The sequence below is a fragment of the Endozoicomonas sp. NE40 genome, assembly GCF_040549045.1.
In the GTDB taxonomy this organism is placed as follows: Bacteria; Pseudomonadota; Gammaproteobacteria; order Pseudomonadales; family Endozoicomonadaceae; genus Endozoicomonas_A; species Endozoicomonas_A lisbonensis.
Genome location: NZ_JBEWTB010000002.1, coordinates 2,384,742 through 2,408,130, shown reverse-complemented (window position 1 = coordinate 2,408,130; position 23,389 = coordinate 2,384,742). Strand labels below are relative to the sequence as shown.

Below are 23,389 nucleotides of genomic sequence, written 5' to 3'. Positions count from 1 at the left end.
TTGTGCATTTTCATACAGTATTTACAGACGCATCGGCATAACAACGTAAGTAGAATCGCCACCTTCGGACTCTTCCAGCAACGCACTGCTGTTAGGATCAGAAAGGGTGATCTTCACAGAGTCTCCGGAAATAACAGACAGGACGTCCAGTAGGTAGCTGACGTTAAAGCCAATTTCGATAGCATCACCATGATAGCTCAGGCTCACTTCTTCTTCAGCTTCTTCCTGCTCAGGGTTATTTGCCATCACCTTAAGCAAACCATCATTCAGAATCAGACGGATGCCACGGTACTTTTCATTGGACAGAATAGAAGCACGCTGGAAAGCCTGCCGCAGCTGTTGACGATCACCCACAATAATTTTGTCACCACCACGAGGGACGACACGATCATAATCCGGGAATTTTCCATCAACCAGCTTGGAGGTGAAAATAAAGTCACCCGCTTTGGCACGAATATGGTTAGCACCCAGAGAGATATGTACCATCTCGTCACCTTCGGTAAGAAGGCGAGCCATTTCCAGAATACCCTTGCGAGGCACAATCACCTGGTGTCGATCCTGCTGATTAATGTCAGCATCAACTGCGCACATAGCAAGACGGTGACCGTCGGTTGCAACAGCCCGGAGACAGTTCTGACTGACCTCGAGCAACATGCCATTCAGGTAATAACGAACGTCCTGTTGAGCCATAGCAAAGGCTGTGCGATCAATCAGGCGACGCATCCGGGTCTGACCGATGGTAAAGGTCATCGAGCCTGCTTCTTCTTCAATGCTTGGAAATTCATTAGCTGGCAGAGTAGAAAGTGTGAAGCGTGAACGTCCGGCGCGCACCTTAACCCTTTGATCATCCTGAGAAAACTCAATCATGGCGTTCTCAGGAAGAGACTTACAGATATCCATCAGCTTACGTGCCGGAACAGTAATCTCGCCGCCTTCAGAGACATCATCCAGAGAAACGCGGCCAACCAGTTCCACTTCCAGGTCTGTACCTGTCAGGGAGAGTTGATCACCGTCCACCACCATCAGGACGTTAGACAAAACAGGTAGTGTCTGCCTGCGCTCTACAACGCCCGCCACCAGTTGCAGTGGCTTCAGCAATGCTTCCCGATTAATGGTAAATTTCATCGCTTTCCTTTCTCTTGCTAGCTGGAAAAGAGCCGGTGCTCTTTTCTCAAATTCAATAAAATCTGTTGAAACTATTAAACCAGAAACTATTTCACCAGAATAATTAACTGGTCAAAGATCTCAACAGGTTCTTGTAGTCATCCCGAATCTCACTATCTGTACCCGTTAGCTCTTTTACTTTGCGACAAGCATGTAGCACCGTAGTATGATCTCGACCACCGTAGGCATCGCCAATTTCCGGCAGACTGTGACTGGTTAATTCCTTGGACAGCGCCATGGCAATCTGTCGGGGTCTTGCCACAGAACGACTGCGTCGTTTGGATAAGATATCAGCAACTTTGATTTTGTAATACTCTGCCACTGTTCTCTGGATATTATCTATAGAGACCTGCTTGTCCTGCAAGGCTAAAAGATCTTTCAGAGACTCCCTGATCAGGTCTATATCAATCTTCCTTCCCATAAAGTGTGCGCTGGCAATGACACGCTTGAGCGCTCCTTCCAGCTCCCGAACATTAGAGCGTATACGCTGTGCAATAAAGAAAGCCGCTTCATGGGGCAGATCGACACGATGCTGTTCTGCTTTTTTCATCAGAATCGCAACGCGGGTTTCCAGTTCAGGGGGTTCAACCGCTACGGTTAATCCCCAACCAAAACGAGATTTCAGACGTTCTTCAACGCCACTGATTTCTTTGGGATAGCGGTCACAGGTCAGGATCATCTGCTGGCCACCCTCCAGTAAAGCGTTGAAAGTATGGAAAAACTCTTCCTGTGACCGTTCTTTACCCGCAAAAAATTGGATATCATCAATCAGCAAAGCATCCACAGACCGGTAGTATCTCTTGAAGTCGTTGATCGCATTGAGCTGCAGCGCTTTTACCATATCTGCCACAAACCGTTCTGAATGCAGGTAAACCACTCTGGCATTCGGATTGTGCTTTACCAGAGAATTACCCACTGCATGCATCAGGTGAGTCTTACCCAGACCAACACCACCATAGAGAAACAGTGGGTTATAGGCCGCTCCGGGGTTTTCTGCCACCTGCCGGGAAGCCGCCAGTGCCAACTGGTTGGATTTACCTTCAACAAACGTTTCAAAGGTGAACTGGGCATTCAAAGAGCTATGATGCTTAATGGAACCTTCCACTTCAACCTGACGGGTTGACGTGACAATTTCCCGGGAAGGGTCTGGCTCTTCCGTTACAAGCCCACTCTCTTTAAGAGAGTCTTTATGAGTGCCTTTCAGTGGATTAACTTTACGCTGCTGTTTAACAACAGGTTTGGCCTGTACTTCATCCACAGCCAGAGACTCCTGCATTAACAGAGGCTCGGGCGCTCTGTTCACTTCCAGGTTGTCCACCAGCTTTTCAGTAACGATTCGCTCCTGTAGCTCTTTTGAAGCAGAACCTGTCGCAGAGCTTTTCACCGAATCCTGAATCGGGTTATGAAAGGCTGGCTTAGGGGAAGCGGCTGGCTGTTCCTGCACAGAAGCCACAGAACGCTGTGCAAACTGTGAAGAAAATGAAGGTGTGCTGCTGGCATGTGCAGAAGTTCTGCTGCTGGAACGACGACTCAGGGATTGTGGCCGGCGGTTTGACACTGCCAGTGCAACAGCCGGCGGTTGCCCATCCGTCAGCTCATCGAGAATTTCCTCAACTCTCGGCAAAAACTTCTCCTTCACCCAGTCTGATACAAAGCGGTTAGGAGCCAGCAGACATAAGTCATGCTCATCCCCCATTACTTTTAGCGGACGAATCCATGTATTGAACTGCTGTGATGACAGCTCATCCTGAAGAAGATCTATGCATTTTTGCCAGAGCTCAAGGGGCACAGGCGCTCTCCTGAAAACTATCCTGATAACGAGCCGGGTAATGACCCCGAAACCGGATGATGATGAAGCTTATCACCCTGCCTGCTAAATAACTTCCTGGAAGGCTGGGTATTCCGAACAATTGTATCCTTTCGCCCAAAAGTTATCCACACCTTCCCTGGATGATTGCAGAGCTGATCACCACTTTTTTTGTGCTTTTAATTCATATAGTTATCAACAGAAAAGCCAGTCTTTCATGTAAATTATTTTTTTATTTTTTGCTGTGGATAGACCTGTTTACTAGCAGGGTAAATCCATAGGAGTGAGCTGTGTATAACCAGTTGCATAACTTAGTCTGTGTATAACTGGTCAGTTTATTCACAACTCATCATCAGGTAAGGAACAGCTAAATACCGTGATTTCTACAGCTTGATGCACAGGTCTTAGGCCTTGATATTACTGAGAAAAGGCGGCTTATCCACAGAAACTGGCATGCTAAATAACAATCATAAAAACAAAACAACACTACACAAGAAAAATATATATTTTTTTAATTTATAAACTGGCTCAGATTTGTTAGTCAGTGAAGGTAGAGTGAATAAAATCAACTACGTTTTTTGACAGAGAAGGAAAAGTTAATTAATTAAGGACAAACGAAAATTTTGTGGGTGTTGAATTTTTATCATCAGTATCAAAAGCAGGGCTCTATAGACTGGTGCTAATCAATATAAGGGCAACAACATGGGGGTCAGCGGCAAACTCTTGACAAATGCAAATTGACGCAGATTAGTCAATTCCTTAGAATGCCCGTCTTTTTGTATATCCATAAAGGGTGTACAGCGTCTTCCTGAGAAGATTGATTAACCAAGAGTAGTGTCATCATGAAAAGAACTTTTCAACCATCTAACCTGAAGCGTGCTCGTTCCCACGGTTTCCGCGCTCGTATGGCTACCAAGAGCGGTCGTGCTGTTATCAACCGTCGTCGTGCTAAAGGCCGTAAGCGTCTGAGCGCCTGATTTAAGCAGTAAGACTGTCAGGTGAGCTTCGCTTTTAGCCGCGATAAGCGGTTGTGCTCAGCAGCTGATTTTAAGCAGGTATTTGACCGGGCTGATATCAAGGTATCCAGTCGGCACTTACTGATTCTGGCGAGAGTGAGCGATCACGATCATTCCAGACTGGGTCTGGTAATTGCCAAAAAGAATATCCGTAAGGCCACCGGTCGAAATCGTGTCAAGCGACATATCCGTGAGACATTTCGTCTGAAGCAGGGCGAACTGGGTCATCTGGATATCGTAGTACTGGCACGCCGAGGCTTGGATGAGCTCGAAAACTACGACATAAACAAACTGCTATCCAGACAGTGGCACAAGCTGGCACGTCGTCTGGGTGAGTGGGAACAATCCAGGCAGCTTGAGGACAGACAGCCCAAAGCTGTGGATAAAACCACTTAACAATTTGGTGGACGTTGTAGAGCTGGGTGACTGGGGAGGTAGACACTGCCTCCAGTCGCTTGCGTCACCAGGGAAGGCTTTTGCCTTGATTGGTAAGCACAGCTTATGGAACTAAGCCTTACTGTCTCCTGAAGTCCAGGGTAGATTGAGTAAAAAGACATGCAAAACAGCGTGACAAGTACGATCAAAGATCTGCCGAGACTACTCGCCAAAGGTCTGATCCAGGTCTATCGCTATTGCATAAGCCCTCTTATGGCAGGGCGCTGTCGATTTTATCCAACCTGTTCCGCTTATGCTCAGGAAGCACTCGATAGCCATGGTTTTCTGAAAGGCAGCAAACTCACTATTTTAAGACTGCTGCGTTGCCATCCCTGGCATCCGGGAGGCTTCGATCCGGTGCCGGAACCCTCAGACAGGCTCAATCGGACAGAATCAGACAATCATTCCCATCAACCAGAATCTGTGGCTCGGACATCATGGATCTGCAAAGAACACTCCTGATAGGCGCCGTAGCTGTTGTTGGTGTACTGACACTCCAACAATGGAACGAAGATTACAATCAACCAGCCCGACCAACCGGGGAAGAAGCAATAACAAGCATGTCCAATGTCTCTATCGCACAAAGCGGTTCAGACATGCCGACACTCTCCTCCGATAGCGCAGGTACGGTTACCATTGACGGTAATAGTAATACATCGCCATCCGCTCAACTTGTCAGCGTAAAGACAAATACCCTTAATGTTCAGATTGATCCCGCCGGTGGCGATATTATCGGTCTGAGCCTGCCTAAATACCCTGCCTGGCTACCGGAAGAAGATGAGGAGGTTCCTCCCTTCGAACTGTTGGTACAGAAATCAGACTGCGTCAGCGGCAGCGTGACCTGTGAATACACTGCACAGAGCGCACTGATGCGAGCTGATGGCCCACAGGCTAACAACCAGCGTCCACTGTACAACGTCAAGCAACACAGCTTCACCCTGGATGATGGGAAGGACACTGTTGTTGTTGACCTGACCCGTTCCACCGACGAGCTGAACCTGACCAAGCGTTATACGTTTGTCCGTGACTCTTATGATATCCGCATGGATTATATCATTGAGAACACAGGTGATACCGTATGGCAGGATCGCTTTTATGCACAGCTGAAACGCGATGGTTCTGAAGATCCAAGCACCGTCAACTCCAGCGCACCGATGAACACCTACAATGGTGCTGCGGTGCGTTCTGTGGACAAGCCTTACGTGAAACTGCCCTTCAAGGACTTCAGCAAGTCCCGCTTTGAGCAGAATGTCGAAGGTGGCTATGCGGCTATGCTGCAGCTGTACTTCGTCACCGCGTGGGTGCCGGATCAGACTCAGCGCCATACCTACTACACTAACCTGTCCCATGACCAGCAGTACCACTTTGTCGGTTTTATCGATAACGTCGCTGTTCAGCCGGGTCAGACTGTTACCGTAGGTGCTGACCTGTATGCAGGTCCAAAGGATCAGGCTCGTCTGAAAGAACTGGCCGATGGTCTGCAGCTGACCATGGACTTTGGCTGGTTGTGGTTCCTGGCTCAACCTCTGTTTACCCTGCTGAAGTTCATTCAGTCCATCGTGGGTAACTGGGGCTGGTCCATTATCCTGCTGACAGTGTGTGTAAAAGCGATCTTCTATCCGCTGAACGCTACCAGCTTCCGTTCCATGGCGAAAATGCGCAAACTGGGACCGAAGATGGCAGAGCTGAAAGAGAAGCACGGCGAAGATCGTCAGAAGCTGTCCCAGGAGATGATGGAGCTGTACAAGAAGGAGAAGGTCAACCCAATGGGTGGCTGTCTGCCAATTCTTGTTCAGATGCCTGTGTTTATTGCCCTGTACTGGGTACTGCAGGAATCTGTTGAGCTGCGTCAGGCGCCATGGCTGGGCTGGATTCATGACCTGTCCCAGATGGACCCATACTTCATCCTGCCGCTGATCATGGGTGGTTCAATGTTCGCTCAGCAGCTGCTGAACCCAACTCCGCCAGACCCTGTTCAGGCGAAAGTGATGAAGCTGATGCCTGTTATCTTTACCGTGTTCTTCCTGTGGTTCCCGGCTGGTCTGGTACTGTATTGGGTAACCAACAACACGCTGTCGATTATCCAGCAGTTCATCATTACCAAGAAGATTGAGAAAGAAAGTACTTAACGTTCTTTTTCCAGCGCTTCAAAAAAACGACCCGGCGGCTTTGCTCCCGGGTCGTTTTTTTATTCATGGCTGTTAAGCCTGATGATCAATTAGACTACAGCCGCTAAACTACGCTTCATTTTTTACTTACGACGTAACCGATACATGTCCGATCTCAGCTCTATCCACAACGACACCATTGCTGCACAGGCTACCGCACCGGGACGCGGCGGAGTGGGCATAATCAGGGTTTCCGGGCCTGATGCCCTGAAAGTGGCACGTGAGGTTCTGAAGGTCGAGCCTAAGCCCCGTTTTGCCCATTATGGTCCGTTCCATGATCAGAATGATGAAGTGCTGGACCAGGGGATTGCCCTGTTTTTCCCGAACCCGAACTCCTTTACCGGTGAAGACGTTCTGGAGCTTCAGGGGCATGGCGGGCCTGTTATTCTGGATATTCTGTTGCGCCGTATTCTTGACCTGGGTGTCAGACAGGCCAATCCGGGAGAGTTCTCGGAACGGGCTTTTCTGAACGACAAGATGGATCTTGCCCAGGCAGAAGCCATTGCTGACCTGATTGATTCAAGCTCAGAGCAGGCAGCCCGTTCCGCCCTGCGTTCCATGCAGGGGGCGTTTTCCAGGCGGGTTAACACTCTGGTTGAGTCGCTGATTCAGCTTCGGATCTATGTGGAAGCGGCGATTGACTTTCCGGAAGAGGAAATTGACTTTCTGGCCGATGGCAAAGTCAGTAATGACCTGAACCTTATCATCGGTGATCTGGCTGAGGTGGTTCGTGAGGCCGGGCAGGGGGCTATCCAGCGGGAAGGGATGACCGTTGTTATTGCCGGTCGCCCCAATGCCGGTAAATCCAGTCTTCTGAATGCCCTGGCCGGACGTGAAACGGCGATTGTTACTGACATTGCCGGAACCACCCGCGATGTATTGCGTGAGCATATCCACATCGACGGTATGCCATTGCATGTTATTGATACGGCCGGCCTGCGTGAAACTGACGACAAGGTTGAACAGATTGGTGTGGAACGTGCGTTTCAGGAAATTGAAGACGCTGATCGTGTATTGCTGATGGTGGATGGTACCGGGACGGATGCCATGAATCCTCACGATATCTGGCCGGATTTTGTTGACCGCCTGCCGTCGAAAGATAAATTAACCGTTATACGTAATAAAATAGACCTGACCGGTGAGCAGGCGGGCATAGAAGACGCTGACGGCGTTCCTGTCGTCAGGGTATGCGCCATGGGAGAACATGGACTGGATGCGCTCAGAGAGCATTTAAAAGCCTGTATGGGCTATGAAGGGGCTATGGAAGGTGGTTTCTCTGCCCGTCGTCGTCATCTGGATGCCTTGCGCCGTGCTGGTGAATTTCTGGACAATGGTCGTTTACAGCTTGAGTATATGGGCGCAGGCGAGCTTCTGGCGGAAGACCTGCGACACGCCCAGAAAGCGCTGGGAGAAATTACCGGGCAGTTCAGCAGTGATGACCTGCTGGGGAGAATTTTCTCGTCGTTCTGTATTGGTAAATAAACCATTGAGCGCGGTGCATCAAAGATTAAGGTGCATCGCTCCATATATCCCCAGAATAATCATCTGTATCCCCATAACGGCCAGTATCAGCCCCATCATACGACTGATGACTTTAATGGCACTTTCGCCAATAAACTTCAGAAAACGTTCGCCGGAAAGAAAGAAAAAATAAGTAATGATACTCAACAGGGCTAATGCAACCAGACAGATAATGACTTCCGGCAAGCCCTTGTCGCTGACAAAATTCATAGCGGAAGCAATAATACCCGGACCACCCAGAATAGGTGTAGCCAGTGGGATGATGGCAATACTTAATTTGGCATCAAGGCTTTTCTCATTATCTTCCTGGCTGGGGGTGTGTACTTCCGAGGTACGGCCAGTGAGCATTTCCTTGCCAATCAGAAATACCAGTATGCCGCCAGTGATTCGAAAAGCCGGAATTGTTATTCCGAACATCTGAAAGATCGCTTTTCCCAGCAGACAGAAGACAGCCACAACAAGAAAAGCAATGAGGTTAGAGCGAAAGGCGATGGAGCGTTTTTCATTGGGTCGCATGCCATCGGTCAGACTGATAAAAATCGGTGTATTGGCAATAGGGTTCATTATTGCAAAAAAGCCAACGAACACCGTGATCCCGAACGAAATATGATCTGCCATAGTCTTTGACAAAAAAATGCCTTTGACAAAAAAATGCGTAAGCCAAGTTTAACTGGCTTTACGCATTTTGCTGGTAGATTAATAAATGGGTATTAAATGGCTTGACCCTGCTGGTTAAACAGCACCAGCTGATGGTCTTTTACATGGATATGCACCGCCGTTTTTTCTGGCAGTAACTCAGTATTATCCACAACAAACAGTTTATCTTTCAGAACCACTTCGGTACGCAGGCTTCGCCCCATAAACTGCTGATGTCGTATAGTTGCAGGATCGTTTGGGTTTTTACACAGGCACTTTTCCACAGTCAGCATCTGAGGTCGAATAAATAATTCCACAGCCGTTCCTGGCTGTGTACAAACCTTTGTGGAAGACTCTACAACCCCTATCGGAGTAGTGATCTGGTGGCTGTTAATAACTTTGCCCTGCAATAAGTTACCCGCACCCATAAACTCGGCAACAAAGCGGCAGGAAGGCTGGTTATACACATCAAAGGATCGTCCCCGTTGCAGAATTTTTCCTTCGTGCATGACGGCCACAGAATCGGCAAAGGCAAAGCCTTCTTCCCGACTGTGGGTAACAAACAGTGCTGCGACTTTCTGCTGCTTGAGAATATCTCGAATCTCCCTGATCAGGCGTTGACGAACCTGACTGTCGATATTCGAGAACGGTTCATCCAGTAGCAACAGGTTAGGGCGGTTAGCCAGCGCTCTGGCAATGGCAACACGTTGTTGCTGTCCGCCCGATAATTCGTGTGGATAACGCTTATCCAGACCGTGCAGGTTAACCAGTTCCAACATTTCCAGAACACGCTTCCTCGTGTCTGACTGGCTAAGGTTTCTCAGGCCAAAGGCAATATTGTCCGCTACCGTCAGGTGAGGGAACAGGGCATAGTCCTGGAAAATCATACCGATGCCACGTTGTTCCGGTGGAAACATGCCTTCTGCGGAACTGACCTTGTTTCCATGCAGGGCGATGTAGCCGTTATCTGGCTGAATGAGTCCTGAGATGGCTTTCAGCAGCGTGGTTTTTCCACAGCCACTGCGCCCCAGCAGACAGACAATTTCACCGGCTTCAATCTGCAGGTTCAGGTCTGTCAGCACATTGGTTTTTTCGTAGCTGTAACTCAGGCTGTTAATATCCAGGGCGTTCATTTCTGATTCTCCAGAGATCGGTTCAACAGAATCAACGGCAACAGTCCGGCCAGAACCAGAATGAGTGCCGCCGGGGCTGCATGCTCCAGCTTTTCATCAGAAACGTACTGAAACACCCAGGTGGCAAGGGTTTCAAAACCAAAAGGTCTGAGCAGCAGGGCTGCCGGAAGCTCTTTCATGGCTTCAATGAATACCAGCAGAAAACCTGTGAGCAGGCCTTTGCGCACCATCGGTATATGAACCCGCTTCACCATTTCTCCCGGAGAGCAGCCCAGTGTCCGGCTGGCCATATCCAGTGACGGAGATACACGACCAAGGCTGGATTCAACGCTACCGACGGCCACTGCCGAAAAGCGCACCATGTAGGCAAAAATGATGGCAACGATAGAGCCGCTTAAAATCAGCCCTACCGGGTTATAACCCAGAGACATGATCAGGTTGTTGATGCCATGGTCGGACAGGGTAAGAGGGATCAATACACCAATAGCCAGAACGTTGCCAGGCATAGCATATCCAGAGGAAACCAGACGGGCTGGCATGCGCGCCATCTGTGAAGCCTGCAGACGCTGATAAAGACCCAGAAACAACGCGACCAGTGTCGCGAAAAATGCAGCGGCAATGGATACTTTCAGGCTGTTCGCACCATAGGTAATAAGCTCTGGACTCCAGGAGACGTCGAAATAAGTCACCACATAATCCAGAAGAATAACAGCGGGTAGAGCGAAGCCCAGAACGACAAGCATCCAGCACCAGAACATTGCCAGGTATTTCTTCCAGCCATTCAGGTCGGTAGGATCGCGGTGATCCTGACCAATGCCTTTCTGATAAAGCTGCTGACGACGACGGCTGTATTTCTCAAGAGAAATCAGAACGGTAACAACCAGCAGCATAATGGCAGATATTTTCGCCGCTGCATTCAGACTGCCATAGCCCAGCCAGGTGTCGTATACCGCCGAGGTCAGGGTAGGTACGGCGAAATAGCTGACCGTGGCAAAGTCGCCCAGAGTTTCCATGCCCATCAAAGCCAGACCGGTAATGATGGCAGGGCGAGCCATTGGCATGGATACTTTGAAAAAGCTCTGTACCGGGTTACACCCAAGCAGTCGGCTTGCCAGTACTTGGCTTTGTGATTGCTCAAGGAATGCAGTACGTGCCAGCAGGTAAACATAAGGGTAGAGAACCAGTGCCAGTACAACCACGGCTCCTCCCAGCGAACGAATTTCCGGAAAGCTGTAGTCTGCTGCGCTTTGCCAGCCCATGATGGCCCGCAGAGCTCGCTGTACCGGACCAGCGTATTCCAGCAGGTCGGTGTAGATATAAGCAATGACATAGGAAGGCATCGCCAGAGGCAGCACCAGTAGCCACTGCAGATACTTCTTGCCGGGAATATTATGGGATGCCATTACCCAGGCCGCAGGAAGGGCCAGTACCAGCCCCAGAAGACCCACGCCGGAGATCAGAAGCACGGTGTTTAAAATATACGTCGACAGTACGGTATTTCGAAGGTGCTGGAAGATTTCACCGGTTGGAGCCAGGGCTTCATACACCAGCGAAAGGGTGGGCGTAAATAACAGAAAAGCCAGCAACCAGCTGCCGGCTTTCCAGTACAGTGAAAGACTGTGTTTCATAGATGAAAGTTAACTGCTTTGTTGCTCGGGGCAACGCCACTGTTTCAGGGGCGTTGCCACCGGTTGGTTAGAGATCGAATCGAACTTCATCCAGCAGGCGCAGGGCGGTTGAGTAATTCTCGGCCAGCTTGGATATTGGCAGGTCGTCTGCTTTGAATTCACCCCAGGAGGCAACCAGCTCTGATACAGGGACCGCAGGGTTAACAGGGTATTCCATGTTAACTTCAGCGTATGTTGCCTGAGCTTTGTCACTGGCCAGGAATTCCATCAATTTTACCGCACTCTCTTTGTTAGGTGCATGTTTGGCGAGTACCATTCCACTGACGTTTACATGAGAACCTTTGCCCTGCTGATTCGGGAAGTTGATGTGAACTGATTCTGCCCATTCACGCTGCTCTGCATCGTTCAGCATGGCACCGTAGTAGTAGCTGTTGCCCAGCGCCAGGTCGCATACGCCTTCGCTGACTGCCCGTACCTGAGCCCGGTCATTTCCCTGTGGGCGACGGGCCAGGTTGGTTTTGAAGCCTTCCAGCCACTCTTTGGTTCTTTCTTCGCCGTAATTTGCAACATAGGAAGCAACCAGGCCGACGTTATAGGCATTCTTGCCGCTGCGGGTACAGATTTTACCTTTGAACTTCGGGTCTGCCAGATCATCATAAGAAATACTTTCCGGCTTACCTTCCCGTCGGGTGGTGTAAATATTTCGAACCCGTTTAGTCAGGGCAAACCATTGACCATCAGGATCACGGAACTGGTCTGGAATCGTATTATCCAGCGCTTCGCTATCCACAGACTGGCTCAGGTCTTTTTCTACCAGCTCCATAAGACGACTGATATCGGTTGTCAGAACAACGTCTGCAGGACTGAGGCGGCCTTCACGCTGCAGGCGCTCAGTCAGCCCTTTATCTGCAAACACCACGTTGACAGGAATGCCGGTTTCCCTGGAGAACTCTTCAAACAGAGGCTCTATCAGAAAAGGTTGGCGATAAGAGTAAACATTAACTTCATTGGCTGCAGATACAGAAGCTGTTGCAGCAATACAGGCTGTCAGCAGAAGAGATTTAGTCAGTTTCATTGCCGTTACTTTTTCAATCGTTCTAAATAGGAATAATTTGCATTTGCGTATTGTACATAGTTCGGCTTCGTTGACCAGACAAATTTGTACGAATGTTCACTCTTTATGTGAGCCTTATTGGGTATAGCCTGCGCACTTATACCTACCCGGTTGATGCAAGCTTTCTATCTGACTTGCCAGGTTGTTTGTGGACTGATCTGGAGGTTGATCACAAAACTATTCACAGGATAGAAGTCATTATCAGGATTATTTTTTACTTGTTCGAGGCTGCTCTATGTGGATAAAAAGCACTGTTTCCTACAGGAAAATAACAGGTTAACAGCAGGAATCTCACAAGAGACTGACAGGGTTATTCAATTCCTAATCTATTGACTGTAAAGGGTTTGAATGGGTTATCCACAAAAAATACTCACACCATTAATAATAAAAATAACAAAACATCAATAGGAAAATTAAATTGTTTAATTTTTAACAACTACTTATCAACTAGGAGCCTGACCGAGAATAGCGCCCGTAGCGAGGATCGTAGAAAATTGAGGATGAAAATTCGATTTTGTGAGGCGAATAGCGAGCTATTTAACGAACAAAAGCGCATTTTCAGACCAATTTGCTACGACCGCAGTAGGGCAGTCTATTCTCGGTCAGGCTCCTAGGTCCTGACACTTTCAAAGCTGGATAGCTATCGCAGATTTCTTCGGGCTTTACGACTGAAAGCGACAGAGGCTTGTGAGTAAGCTCTTGCACCGGATTTTCTTTCCAACGTAAACCGTTGACAGAAGCATGTTGTTGGAAAGTGGCTGATGTATACTTAGCCGTTTTTTCCAGTTTCCAGACTAATGAAGCAGGTGACCTGACCTTGGCAGTGGATTTTCCAACTCAGTTTGATGTGATTGTGATCGGTGGCGGCCATGCCGGTACCGAGGCAGCGCTCGCTTCAGCACGTATGGGTGTTAAAACCCTGCTGCTGACCCACAACATCGAAACTCTGGGCATGATGTCCTGTAATCCCGCGATTGGCGGTATTGGCAAAAGCCACCTGGTGAAGGAAGTGGATGCCCTGGGTGGCGCCATGGCGCTGGCAACCGATCTGGGCGGTATCCAGTTCAGGGTTTTGAATGCCCGTAAAGGACCAGCTGTACGGGCTACCCGCGCTCAGGCGGATCGCGCTTTGTACAGGCAGGCTATTCGTACCATTCTGGAAAATCAGGAAAACCTGTGGATATTTCAGCAACAGGCAGATGACCTGGTGATGAATCAGGATAAGGTTGCAGGTGTTGTGACCAATATGGGCGTGCGTTTCCTGGCAGATAACGTGGTTCTTACGGCTGGTACCTTCCTTGGGGGACGCATCCATATTGGTCTGGAAAATCACAGTGGTGGCCGTGCGGGCGACCCTCCATCCATTGCTCTTGCGGATCGCCTGCGTGAGCTGAACCTGCGGGTTGAACGTCTGAAAACCGGTACTCCGGCACGTATTGATGCCCGCAGCGTGGACTTCTCGGTGATGCAGGAGCAGCCTGGTGATACGCCTACGCCTGTCATGTCTTATATGGGCTCTGTGGAGCAACATCCACAGCAGGTGTCCTGTTTTATTACCCATACCAATGAACGTACCCACGACCTGATTCGTGGAGGTCTGGACCGCTCACCCATGTTTACCGGCGTGATTGAGGGTGTAGGGCCTCGCTACTGCCCTTCCATTGAGGACAAGATCACCCGCTTTGCTGACAAGAATTCTCATCAGGTATTTCTTGAGCCAGAAGGGTTATCCACACATGAGCTGTATCCAAATGGTATATCCACAAGTTTGCCATTCGATGTTCAGATAGAATTTATTCGCTCTATCCGTGGTCTGGAGAATGCGCATATTACCCGTCCGGGTTATGCCATCGAATATGATTACTTTGATCCTCGTGACCTGAAGTACTCTCTGGAAACCAAAGCTATTGACGGTCTGTTCTTTGCTGGTCAGATCAATGGTACGACGGGTTATGAAGAAGCAGCAGCACAGGGCCTGCTGGCGGGTATGAACGCTGCTTTGCGTGCCAGAGATCAGGAGAGCTGGTGTCCTCGCCGTGACGAAGCTTACATTGGCGTACTGGTCGACGACCTGATTACCAACGGTACCAGCGAACCGTACCGTATGTTTACCAGCCGTGCGGAGTACCGTTTGATTCTGCGTGAAGATAATGCAGACCTGCGCCTGACGGAAAAAGGCCGTGAGCTGGGCCTTGTGGATGATCAGCGCTGGACGGCTTATGTGGATAAAAAAGAGCGCATTGAAAAGGAAAGCGAACGCCTGCGTACCACCTATATCCAGCCAAAGAGCGAGGCTTCAACAAAGCTTGAAGACACGCTGTCCAACCCTCTGACCCGGGAATACAACCTGCAGGAGCTGCTGCGTCGGCCTGAGCTGACCTATGATGATGTCGCGGAGCTGTCAGGCGAATCTGAAAGTAATCCACAGGTAAGGGAGCAGGTTGAAATAGCTACCAAATACGAAGGCTATATCAATCGCCAGACGGAGGAGATTGAGCGTCTGCGCCGTTATGAGAACACTGCGATCCCTTCTGGCCTGAATTACGATGGCATTGAAGGCCTTTCCAATGAGATCAAACAGAAGCTGAAAGATAACCAGCCTGAAACCCTGGGCCGGGCTTCCCGGATTCAGGGGATGACACCAGCAGCGGTATCACTGCTGCTTATTCATCTGAAAAAGCGCTCAGTCGTTAGCTGAAAAGTTGGCTGAACCAATCTTAGACAAATTGGGTAACTACTGAAAAGTCGTAAAAAAAGCTTAAACCCTTGTTAGCATTGGCTTTCAAGGGTTTTTTATTAGCAAAAATAAAAAACAGTTACCCATTTAAATTAAACTAGAATAGTGCTTTTATGTAATAAAGCTTATTTTAAAGGCTTTACTGTAGATATTATCTGGTATTTAACGGGTAATTAATATGATTGAGCAAGATGTTGCAAAGCACTATTGTGGTCGTTCCACTGACCTTGAAGAGAAAATTCTTCAGGCACTGCAGAAGAGTGGTAAAGATCTCAACAATCTGGTGTGGACAGATCTGGGAGGTCTGGACGAGTTTCATCTGCGAAAGCGGGAAGCCACAGTGGAAATGGCTGAGCTTCTGAACTTGCAGCCTGAAACCAGAATTCTTGATGCAGGTTCTGGCCTGGGCGGACCATCAAGATACCTCGCGTCAGAGTTCGGTTGTCATATCACTGGTATTGATTTGTCAGGGACGTTTTGTAATGTTGCCAGATCCTTTGCCAGACGTTTCGGGTTAGATGACCGGCTCAGTTATCAACAGGGCAGTGTTCTTGAGCTTCCTTTTCAAGACGACAGTTTTGACGTGGTGTGGACTCAGCACGTTTCAATGAACATTGGAAACAAAACGGGTTTCTTTACTGAGCTTGCGCGAGTTCTGAAGCCGGACGGGATGCTGGCCTGTTACGACATTATTGCCGGTACCGGTGTGCCTATCGACTTTCCTGTTCCCTGGGCAGAAACAGAAAAGATCAGTTTTCTGGCCAGTGCTGAAGAACAAAAGCAAGCAATCACTTACTCCGGGTTAAAGATTTTATCATGGGATGACAAAAGCCAGGAAGCATTAGCGTGGCTGGAAATAGCTCAGGAAAAACTCAGGGAAGAGAAAGAGCTTCCGCAGAGTCATAAAGTTTTTCGTGGTGAAGGATTCAGTGAGGTGATGTCGAATCTGGTGAGAAACTTTCAATCTGGTCGTACCAGAGTGGTCCAGATTATTGGAAGAAAGCCTGTTTCTTGACTGCAAATACTATTTTCAGAAATGCTTTCATCTACATCTTATAAAAGGCTCTTAATGGATTCTGGGTAGCTGGCAGTAATGCGGTAGCAGCTGTACGACCTCCCCGACAATGCCTGGTGCTACCGATCTCTCCGGACATAGGATATTGCGATTCTAAACCCCAGGTGATCGTCGGCACTGTTCTGGTCATCACCCTGTCTTGCATCCGAACGGATGTTATGGCCAAAAACAAGTTCATCGGGCACGGCTCCGGATCTTCCGGCAGAGCCTGCCCAAAAACCGGCTTTCATCATTCTGATATTATTGTCTTTCAGACTGATCGGATTCTTCATAGGCTTATTTTCATACTTATAGAAAGAGTCATAAACCCATTCGGTCACGTTTCCCGCCATATCCAGAGCTCCAATGGGCGACTTGCCCTCTGGAAACACACCGACCGGAGAGGTGATTGCATAACCATCATTAGTTCCTTTATCCACGATAGACTGCTCGGTACCAGGGAAGTATTTATCAAAGGTATCATCTGCGTAGTTTGCCTTTTTCCCATCGGGTGCTTCATTTCCCCAGGGATAGATACGACCGTCACTTCCCCTGGCCGCGTATTCCCACTCAGCTTCCGTGGGCAGTGTAAACTTCAGCCCAGTCCTGCTTTTTAACCAGCGGGTGTAGGCGATTGCATCATTCCAGCTGACGCAGTTAACCGGGTGCTGGTCATTAACGGTAATTTCAGGGTATTTTTTGATGACGTCTTTAAAAGCGTTGTCCCAGTAGTACCCTTTTTTGGGTAGAAATCCAGACGAAGGAAAGTCATAGATAAAGGGACCTTCGCTTCCTTTCTGCTCCACATCCGTAACGTATTTTGTGTCCTCAACAAACTTTCTGAATTGACCTATAGTGATCGGCGTTTTGCTGATCCAGTAGTGATCCAGACTAACCCTGTGCTCAGGTGAAGCGGGTTCTGATTCTTTCACCACTTTTTCCGACAGGGCATTATTTCCCATGGTGAAAGATCCCGCAGGCACATAGATGAGAGTAATGCCATCGCCAAAATCGGCCTCCCAGTAACCGGATGTATTTTTACTCAGTCTGTTGGCTTTTGATTTAACGAATTCCAGCTCTTTTTCGGTAGGCCGGGCCGTCTGAAGAAGTTCGCCGTTTACTGCATGTTCCACTGACTCTCTCCCCCCTGAACAGCCATTTAACAGTACAATCACTAAGAGGGCCGAAGCCAGAAAGCTATAACTTCTTTCTTTCATATTGAGTGATCCAGAGGTTATTTCAGATCAATATACTCTGATTCTACCGAAAATTCAGAAGCACATCTTTTTTAGCAAAATCGCCGTAAACCCTCGCCCCGAGAGGGCGGGGAGCAGTCACTTCAGAGCGGATCGCACAAGAGGGTTTCAGATTAACCTGACTTTGCAAAGTGATGAATATGACGGGTGAACTTGTCATGGCGATCCAGACCACTGGCTCCCTCATTATCTGCAGGGAGTGTGGTCACTTTGCCGATATGTCCGGGCTTGCCCGTTCTCTTAATGATCGCGTTGTCACCCATAACAGGTACTGCGTCACCTTCTACGTAATAATGGTGAACATACGCTTCGGCACTGGCTCTTGTTTCCTCGGGGATAGACTCTCGCATCTCTTTGCCAAGCTCTGCACTGGAAAAACAAATGGCGTGCACAGGTTCTTTCTGGCTCAGAGCCGCATAGGCGGCTTCTCCCCCGCCTTTGGAGTGACCAGAGACAGTCAGGGTATAGTCCTTATATTTCGGGTCTGTTGCCATCAAACGCTGTACTTCCTGAGTCAGCTCACTGGCTTGTCTGTAACTGTCGGGTGTTTTGCCAAGTACGGCATTTTTGCCGTTGGCAATCCATTGCCTTAGAGTGAACCCACGGTTCAGCAGGGAACGTTTAACGAGTCCCCCGGTTGTTTTGCCGGATGTGGTTCCACCAAAAACAAGTCGTACTTCTTTTGATGCCGGGTTGTGGAGAATATAGGCTGTGAAGCCAGATTTTTTATTATAAATAAAGCCTTCAGAACCCTTTGTGGAAAGTCCTGCAGCCTTGCCTGCCTCCAGGGCAAGAGGACGAGCGGTATCCCATTTTCCAGATTTCAGGTGCTTTCCAGCTTCCGGTTCGATGCCTGGGTTATTCTCAGAGGTTTGTGAAATCGAGGCGATTTTGTCCAGGGACCGATGATAAGGAAATGCTGCAATTTCAGCATCGATGGCTAATTGAACTTTTTGTTTTGCATCGGTTGGAGGTGGGGCTTCAACGGCATAGGCTTTTGCTGTTTTTGAAACAAGCTGCGGAGTTACTTCGGGTGGCTGCCGGTGCAGAGACTGAAAGTGTCCCCTGAGCTTTCCCGGTAATCCACTGAGCCCGGATTTGAATTGTTGCAGACGTTCTTTCAGGGCCGGGTTTGAAACTGGCGCAGATGAGCGTTTTTCGTTATCAGGCTGGAGGGAGGGTCTGTTTGGATCAACCCCTGAAGGTCCCGTTGTAGGAAAACTGGCTCCGCCCGGACTCATACCTGTAATCCTGCGGCCGGTGGGGGAGGAGGGCTGGCAAGTTCCAGCTCTTCTTCTGTCAGTTCCTGCTTCAGCTTTTCGGCAAGCTGGATGTAATTGAAGAGCAGGTTTTCGAATATACCGGTTGTCAGGCTGTCGACTGGCGAGCTGGTTGTCAGGTGAATGCCGTAGCCTTCTTCATCGATGGAAAACCAGGCTCCACGCAGTTTGTCCGGGCTGCTGTTCAGTGTCAGCAGTTGCAGAGCCCTGCCATGGCGTACTTCCGGATCAGAAGGTAGCCGGGCAACCATTGTATGGATTAACAGCAGGTCGCTGTCTTCAGGTAGCTCAATGACCGCAGCAACTTCATTGTCTTCATTGACCAGCGTGCAGGCGTTGTCATTGATGGGGAAATCGTGACCACTGATGCTACTCAGGTGCTGAATCAGTTGTTCGAATTGTTCTTGTGGGTCAGCCATCAGATTTAGCTCGTGTGAACCTGAAAGTTCACATCGGCTTCTGTTGCTGATGCTTTAGGCAGGACGGAATTGGTATGAGTCTGCGTTCGACGCTTCTGGCGAATTACAATAAACTAACCTATTGATTTTTTTCCGGGTTAGTTTGAAATGTCCCTACGTGAAAGTATCTGCCGGGGTGCAAATACACTGTCTGTGTCGTTAACTGAAGAGCAGGCTGATTTGCTGACCCGGTATGTTGAGTTGCTGGCCAAATGGAACAAGGCTTACAACCTGACAGCCGTGCGCGATATTAATGAGATGGTGTCCCGCCATATTCTCGACAGTCTGAGTATTGCACCGTACATGACCGGAGATTACCTGATGGACGTGGGTTCCGGCCCCGGTCTGCCGGGCATGATCATGGCGATTATGTACCCTGAAAAGCAATTCACTTTGCTGGACAGTAATGGTAAAAAAACCAGATTCATGACTCAGGCAAAAATGGAGCTGGGTTTAAAAAACGTTCGGGTTGAAAATACCCGCTGTGAATCCTTTCAGGGTGAGCAACCTTTTGATGTTATTATGTCACGAGCCTTCAGCTCTTTGCTGGATATGGTGGAAGGAACGCATCATCTTTTGAGTCCGGAAGGTACCTTTCTTGCGATGAAAGGCCTGTATCCGGAAGAAGAATTACAGGATCTGTACGCAGTACGGCCTGATATTAAAGAGACCGAAAGTCATATTTTGTCGGTTCCGGGTTGTGAGGCACAGCGTCATCTCGTTATGCTGAAGCAGATAAAGAATTAATAGAACGAACGGTAACATAAGGCAGTGGGAAAAATACTCGCGGTAACCAATCAGAAAGGTGGCGTTGGCAAAACAACGTCCTGCGTGAATCTGTCCGCTTCTCTGGTCGCCACCAAGCGCAAGGTGTTGCTGATTGACCTGGACCCCCAGGGCAATGCCACCATGGGTAGTGGGGTGAACAAGCATGATCTGGAACTGTCTTCCTACCATGTGCTGACCGGACGAAATGCCATAGATGATGTCATTGTGCATAGTGATGACGCTGGTTACGATATTCTTCCCACTAATTCTGACCTGACTGCTGCCGAAGTAGAACTGATGAACCTTATGGGGAAGGAAACCCGCCTGCGGGATGCCCTGAAGAGGATTCAGGATCGCTACGACTTCATCATGATTGATTGCCCACCGTCGTTAAATATGCTGACACTGAACGCCCTGGTGGCAGCAGAAGGTGTGATCATTCCAATGCAGTGTGAATATTATGCACTGGAAGGGTTAACGGCCCTGATGGAAACCATTACCGGTATCCGTCAGACGCTCAATCCCGGGTTGCATATTGAAGGTTTGTTGCGAACCATGTACGACCCCCGTATTGGTTTGACTAACGAGGTGTCTCGCCAGCTGATCAGCCATTTTGGTGATCAGGTATACCGCACCGTGATTCCAAGGAATGTGCGGCTGGCAGAAGCGCCCAGTCATGGTAAGCCGGTACTGGCTTACGATAAGAACTCCCGTGGTGCTATTGCTTATCTTGCTTTGGCTGGAGAGATGATCCGCAGGCACGACATTAAGTTCAAGACTCAAAGGGAAGCTGTGAGCTAATGGCTAAAAAACGTCTCGGCACCAATTTGAATGCACTACTTGGCGGTGCCAATTTATCGGCTTCTGTGTCTGGCGATCTCGCTATGCCTGAAGCGTCTGTGAGCGATCTTGTAGAAGGTTCTTCTAACTCTTCTGATAACTCGTTACATAAAGAGCTTAGAGAGCTTCCGGTGGAATTTGTGGTTCGGGGTAAATACCAGCCCCGTCGTGATATGCACCCGGATGCCCTGGAAGAACTGGCGGAAAGTATCAAGGCTCAGGGAATCATGCAGCCGATCGTGGTTCGCCCTCTGACTGAAAACCGTTATGAGATCATTGCTGGTGAACGACGCTGGCGTGCAGCCCAGATTGCCGGTCTGGGCGAAGTGCCGGTTCTGATTCGTGATGTTCCTGATGACGCGGCCATCGCTATGGCGTTGATCGAAAATATCCAGCGTGAAGATCTTAATCCCATCGAAGAAGCGATTGCCCTGTCCCGTCTTCAGAAAGAGTTTGAACTCACACAGCAGGAAGTGGCTGAAGCCGTGGGCAAATCCCGTACTGCGGTCACCAACACTCTGCGCCTGATGTCCCTTGGTGATGAGGTGAAAAAACTGCTGGAGTATGGTGATCTGGAAATGGGGCATGCCCGGGCCTTGCTGCCTCTGCCTGAGATGGAACAGCTGGAAGCGGCTCGTTCCGTGGTGGCAAAAGGCTTGTCTGTACGCCAGACCGAGGCACTGGCGCGTCGTATTCAGCAGGAAAAAGAGCAAGGCAAAAAAGGCAAAGAGAAGAAGGTTGACCCGGATATCAAACGCCTTGAGGATGACCTGACTGACCGAATTGGTGCCAAAGTAGCCATTCAGTACAATGCGAAAGGCAAGGGCAAGCTGGTTATTTCCTATAACAGCCTTGATGAGCTGGATGGGGTGTTAGCTCATATCCATTGACGGGGTCACTTCGTTGTTTTGCAGGAATAGTCTTGCAAAACAACGATTATTTTATTTTTTTCAGAGCAGAAAAAGCAGCTTTTATGTCTTCAACTTCCTGTTCGGACTGGTTGGTTCTTTCAGGATCAGTCTCTTTCATTAATGCTTCTTGAAGAGCTTCGTTTTTTAAGGGAAGGAAGTTTTTAAAAAGATCCAGACAAAGGGTATTGATAGAGGTTAGGGCTGCATTTGCCTTATCGCTTAATGAATGCCTCCACAGTTTCCCCTCATCGTTGGTTCCGTTCTGCAAATAAGTCAGGGCACAAAGCCCCCGGTATATCTTGCCACCATGTCGCAAGTCATTTTTTATTTTCTCTAATGGCTCTTTGGTTTTAAGTGAGGCAATAAAATCCATCAATACAGATTCGGTTTTGTTAGCGTAGTCATCAGCAGACATATCTTCATATTTTTCCAGTGTCATGGTCTTCTCGAGCTGCCTACGGAATTTCACGTAGCTTTGAACCGCTTTTTCCGGTTTGTCTGACATCCAGTTTTGCAGCATTTCACCGAATAGCTTCCTTGATTGCTTTTTGCTGCGCGCCATCTGCCAGTTAGCCCATGCTGATGGCTTTGCTTTTTTTGTTTGTCGGGATTTTATAGGCTTTGGGTGGGTGAGGGGAGCATCTGTCTCAACGCCTTTGGGGATTTTAGCTTCGACCTGTTCATTGGTTTTAACCTTGAACCCGAATTTTTGAGCAAATTTTTCCTTTATACTGGCAAGGCCCATATGTTGCTTGAAATATGCCCTGGCCATTGAAACTTTCATGATCATCCCTGCGCGGTTATCAGCCCGTTAACAAGAAGATTAGCCTATAACTTAGCGACTCTGGTAACGGCTTTGCCAAGGTGGACTATCTGTCGTATCTTCTAGTGCATCATTTTGATGAGTATCTTTAAGGTTGTAACTGATGATCAAGGTCGATGCTAAAAAGCGCAGCAGGCGCCTGCGTAAAAAGTTGTACGTCGATGAATTTAAAGTCCTGGGTTTTGAGGTGGACTTAACCTTTGCCGATTCCACCACTGAGGAAACCATGGATGCCTTTTTTGACGATTTTCTGACGAATGTGATCGATGCCAACCAGCTGGTCTTTGGTGGCGGTGGCACTAAAGAAGGTTTTTCTGGCTTTGTGGTACCCGCTAAACGGTATGCTTCTTCTTCAGAAGACCACCGCAAGCTATTGGATGCCTGGTTTGAGCAGCAGGAACTGGTAGCCAAGCACTCTGTTGGTCATTTGATTGATGCCAACTTTGAGCTTTAATCCGTTGTTCTAAAATAGCTGAGGCCGCTCTGACCTGATCCTTCGGGTCAGAGCGGCCTGTCTTTCTGGTCATACGATATAACTATATCTATTTTATTTTTTAGATGATTAGGCTTTAAGCAGGTTCATTCTGTTCTCCTTCTCTCCTGATCTTTCCTACACTTCCGCGCTTTCCTTCTTCAGTCA

At 48.7% G+C, this 23,389-nt stretch carries 21 protein-coding genes; 11 read left to right on the top strand and 10 right to left on the bottom strand.

Annotated features, from left to right (window positions below; genetic code table 11):
* Window positions 1–21 precede the first annotated feature (21 nt).
* Both dnaN and dnaA read right to left on the bottom strand, forming a co-directional pair.
* On the bottom strand, window positions 22–1,125 hold the full coding sequence (gene dnaN, locus V5J35_RS11955) for a DNA polymerase III subunit beta (RefSeq protein WP_354007350.1): 1,104 nt from the start codon (window positions 1,123–1,125) through the stop codon (window positions 22–24).
* 103 nt (window positions 1,126–1,228) lie between these two features.
* Window positions 1,229–2,953 (bottom strand): chromosomal replication initiator protein DnaA, encoded by a 1,725-nt coding sequence (gene dnaA / locus V5J35_RS11950; RefSeq protein WP_354007349.1) that lies wholly within the window; start codon window positions 2,951–2,953, stop codon window positions 1,229–1,231.
* An 860-nt stretch (window positions 2,954–3,813) separates the two neighbouring features.
* Between dnaA and rpmH the strand changes: the two genes are divergently transcribed.
* From rpmH to mnmE, 5 genes are all read left to right on the top strand, one after another.
* Entirely contained in the window at window positions 3,814–3,948 is a 135-nt protein-coding gene (rpmH, locus tag V5J35_RS11945) for a 50S ribosomal protein L34 (RefSeq protein WP_354007348.1), read from the top strand.
* A gap of 21 nt (window positions 3,949–3,969) precedes the next feature.
* The gene (gene rnpA, locus V5J35_RS11940) at window positions 3,970–4,383 is read left to right on the top strand and encodes a ribonuclease P protein component (RefSeq protein WP_354007347.1); all 414 of its coding nucleotides are present in this window, start codon (window positions 3,970–3,972) and stop codon (window positions 4,381–4,383) included.
* Window positions 4,384–4,542: 159 nt separating this feature from the next.
* Window positions 4,543–4,884, top strand: coding sequence for a membrane protein insertion efficiency factor YidD (yidD, locus tag V5J35_RS11935; RefSeq protein ID WP_354007346.1), 342 nt, complete (start codon window positions 4,543–4,545; stop codon window positions 4,882–4,884).
* Window positions 4,860–6,551 (top strand): membrane protein insertase YidC, encoded by a 1,692-nt coding sequence (gene yidC, locus V5J35_RS11930; RefSeq protein ID WP_354007345.1) that lies wholly within the window; start codon window positions 4,860–4,862, stop codon window positions 6,549–6,551. Before yidD ends, yidC begins: the two co-directional genes overlap by 25 nt.
* 144 nt (window positions 6,552–6,695) lie before the next feature.
* On the top strand, window positions 6,696–8,072 hold the full coding sequence (gene mnmE, locus V5J35_RS11925; protein WP_354007344.1) for a tRNA uridine-5-carboxymethylaminomethyl(34) synthesis GTPase MnmE: 1,377 nt from the start codon (window positions 6,696–6,698) through the stop codon (window positions 8,070–8,072).
* 18 nt (window positions 8,073–8,090) lie between these two features.
* Here the strand turns inward: mnmE and V5J35_RS11920 are convergent, their stop codons facing one another.
* The 4 genes from V5J35_RS11920 to V5J35_RS11905 form a co-directional block, all read right to left on the bottom strand.
* Complete coding sequence (locus V5J35_RS11920) at window positions 8,091–8,741, bottom strand: MarC family protein (RefSeq protein WP_354007343.1); 651 nt, start codon at window positions 8,739–8,741, stop codon at window positions 8,091–8,093.
* An 80-nt stretch (window positions 8,742–8,821) separates the two neighbouring features.
* Window positions 8,822–9,880, bottom strand: coding sequence for an ABC transporter ATP-binding protein (locus tag V5J35_RS11915; RefSeq protein WP_354007342.1), 1,059 nt, complete (start codon window positions 9,878–9,880; stop codon window positions 8,822–8,824).
* Complete coding sequence (locus tag V5J35_RS11910) at window positions 9,877–11,508, bottom strand: ABC transporter permease (RefSeq protein WP_354007341.1); 1,632 nt, start codon at window positions 11,506–11,508, stop codon at window positions 9,877–9,879. The genes V5J35_RS11915 and V5J35_RS11910 overlap by 4 nt, the downstream gene beginning before the upstream one ends.
* 67 nt (window positions 11,509–11,575) lie before the next feature.
* Entirely contained in the window at window positions 11,576–12,583 is a 1,008-nt protein-coding gene (locus V5J35_RS11905) for a Fe(3+) ABC transporter substrate-binding protein (protein WP_354007340.1), read from the bottom strand.
* 862 nt (window positions 12,584–13,445) lie between these two features.
* On the opposite strand from V5J35_RS11905, the gene mnmG reads away from it, so the two are divergent.
* Window positions 13,446–15,320 carry a tRNA uridine-5-carboxymethylaminomethyl(34) synthesis enzyme MnmG gene (gene mnmG / locus V5J35_RS11900; RefSeq protein ID WP_354011286.1) on the top strand — a complete coding sequence of 625 codons (1,875 nt, stop codon included), beginning with the start codon at window positions 13,446–13,448 and terminating at the stop codon, window positions 15,318–15,320.
* A gap of 217 nt (window positions 15,321–15,537) precedes the next feature.
* Entirely contained in the window at window positions 15,538–16,374 is an 837-nt protein-coding gene (locus V5J35_RS11895; protein WP_354007339.1) for a class I SAM-dependent methyltransferase, read from the top strand.
* 119 nt (window positions 16,375–16,493) lie between these two features.
* On the opposite strand, the gene V5J35_RS11890 is transcribed toward V5J35_RS11895, so the two are convergent.
* From V5J35_RS11890 to V5J35_RS11880, 3 genes are all read right to left on the bottom strand, one after another.
* The gene (locus tag V5J35_RS11890) at window positions 16,494–17,546 is read right to left on the bottom strand and encodes a formylglycine-generating enzyme family protein (protein ID WP_354016389.1); all 1,053 of its coding nucleotides are present in this window, start codon (window positions 17,544–17,546) and stop codon (window positions 16,494–16,496) included.
* Window positions 17,547–17,782: 236 nt separating this feature from the next.
* Window positions 17,783–18,910: a Tle-like phospholipase domain-containing protein gene (locus V5J35_RS11885; protein ID WP_354007337.1), complete on the bottom strand. Its 1,128-nt coding sequence runs from the start codon at window positions 18,908–18,910 to the stop codon at window positions 17,783–17,785.
* Complete coding sequence (locus V5J35_RS11880; RefSeq protein WP_354007336.1) at window positions 18,907–19,368, bottom strand: type III secretion system chaperone; 462 nt, start codon at window positions 19,366–19,368, stop codon at window positions 18,907–18,909. The genes V5J35_RS11885 and V5J35_RS11880 overlap by 4 nt, the downstream gene beginning before the upstream one ends.
* A 147-nt stretch (window positions 19,369–19,515) precedes the next feature.
* Between V5J35_RS11880 and rsmG the strand changes: the two genes are divergently transcribed.
* From rsmG to V5J35_RS11865, 3 genes are read left to right on the top strand one after another with little or no spacing between them, the layout of a single operon-like run.
* Window positions 19,516–20,154, top strand: a complete 639-nt coding sequence (rsmG, locus tag V5J35_RS11875) for a 16S rRNA (guanine(527)-N(7))-methyltransferase RsmG (RefSeq protein ID WP_354007335.1) — start codon at window positions 19,516–19,518, stop codon at window positions 20,152–20,154.
* A 24-nt stretch (window positions 20,155–20,178) separates the two neighbouring features.
* A complete protein-coding gene (locus V5J35_RS11870; RefSeq protein WP_354007334.1) occupies window positions 20,179–20,976 on the top strand; it encodes a ParA family protein in 798 nt (265 codons plus the stop codon).
* A complete protein-coding gene (locus V5J35_RS11865; RefSeq protein WP_354007333.1) occupies window positions 20,976–21,905 on the top strand; it encodes a ParB/RepB/Spo0J family partition protein in 930 nt (309 codons plus the stop codon). Before V5J35_RS11870 ends, V5J35_RS11865 begins: the two co-directional genes overlap by 1 nt.
* 46 nt (window positions 21,906–21,951) lie before the next feature.
* Here V5J35_RS11865 and V5J35_RS11860 read toward each other — a convergent pair whose 3' ends face one another.
* Window positions 21,952–22,710, bottom strand: coding sequence for a hypothetical protein (locus tag V5J35_RS11860; protein ID WP_354007332.1), 759 nt, complete (start codon window positions 22,708–22,710; stop codon window positions 21,952–21,954).
* 142 nt (window positions 22,711–22,852) lie between these two features.
* On the opposite strand from V5J35_RS11860, the gene V5J35_RS11855 reads away from it, so the two are divergent.
* A complete protein-coding gene (locus V5J35_RS11855) occupies window positions 22,853–23,203 on the top strand; it encodes a YggL 50S ribosome-binding family protein (protein ID WP_354007331.1) in 351 nt (116 codons plus the stop codon).
* Window positions 23,204–23,389: the final 186 nt, after the last annotated feature.

Coding starts and splice junctions, on each gene's coding strand:
- yidC (WP_354007345.1), top strand. CDS start 4,860: ATGGATCTGCAAAGAACACTCCTGATAGGCGCCGTAGCTGTTGTTGGT.
- rpmH (WP_354007348.1), top strand. CDS start 3,814: ATGAAAAGAACTTTTCAACCATCTAACCTGAAGCGTGCTCGTTCCCAC.
- dnaN (WP_354007350.1), bottom strand. CDS start 1,125: ATGAAATTTACCATTAATCGGGAAGCATTGCTGAAGCCACTGCAACTG.
- V5J35_RS11860 (WP_354007332.1), bottom strand. CDS start 22,710: ATGAAAGTTTCAATGGCCAGGGCATATTTCAAGCAACATATGGGCCTT.
- V5J35_RS11895 (WP_354007339.1), top strand. CDS start 15,538: ATGATTGAGCAAGATGTTGCAAAGCACTATTGTGGTCGTTCCACTGAC.
- V5J35_RS11855 (WP_354007331.1), top strand. CDS start 22,853: ATGATCAAGGTCGATGCTAAAAAGCGCAGCAGGCGCCTGCGTAAAAAG.
- V5J35_RS11885 (WP_354007337.1), bottom strand. CDS start 18,910: ATGAGTCCGGGCGGAGCCAGTTTTCCTACAACGGGACCTTCAGGGGTT.
- V5J35_RS11905 (WP_354007340.1), bottom strand. CDS start 12,583: ATGAAACTGACTAAATCTCTTCTGCTGACAGCCTGTATTGCTGCAACA.
- V5J35_RS11880 (WP_354007336.1), bottom strand. CDS start 19,368: ATGGCTGACCCACAAGAACAATTCGAACAACTGATTCAGCACCTGAGT.
- yidD (WP_354007346.1), top strand. CDS start 4,543: ATGCAAAACAGCGTGACAAGTACGATCAAAGATCTGCCGAGACTACTC.
- V5J35_RS11865 (WP_354007333.1), top strand. CDS start 20,976: ATGGCTAAAAAACGTCTCGGCACCAATTTGAATGCACTACTTGGCGGT.
- V5J35_RS11915 (WP_354007342.1), bottom strand. CDS start 9,880: ATGAACGCCCTGGATATTAACAGCCTGAGTTACAGCTACGAAAAAACC.
- rsmG (WP_354007335.1), top strand. CDS start 19,516: ATGTCCCTACGTGAAAGTATCTGCCGGGGTGCAAATACACTGTCTGTG.
- V5J35_RS11910 (WP_354007341.1), bottom strand. CDS start 11,508: ATGAAACACAGTCTTTCACTGTACTGGAAAGCCGGCAGCTGGTTGCTG.
- mnmE (WP_354007344.1), top strand. CDS start 6,696: ATGTCCGATCTCAGCTCTATCCACAACGACACCATTGCTGCACAGGCT.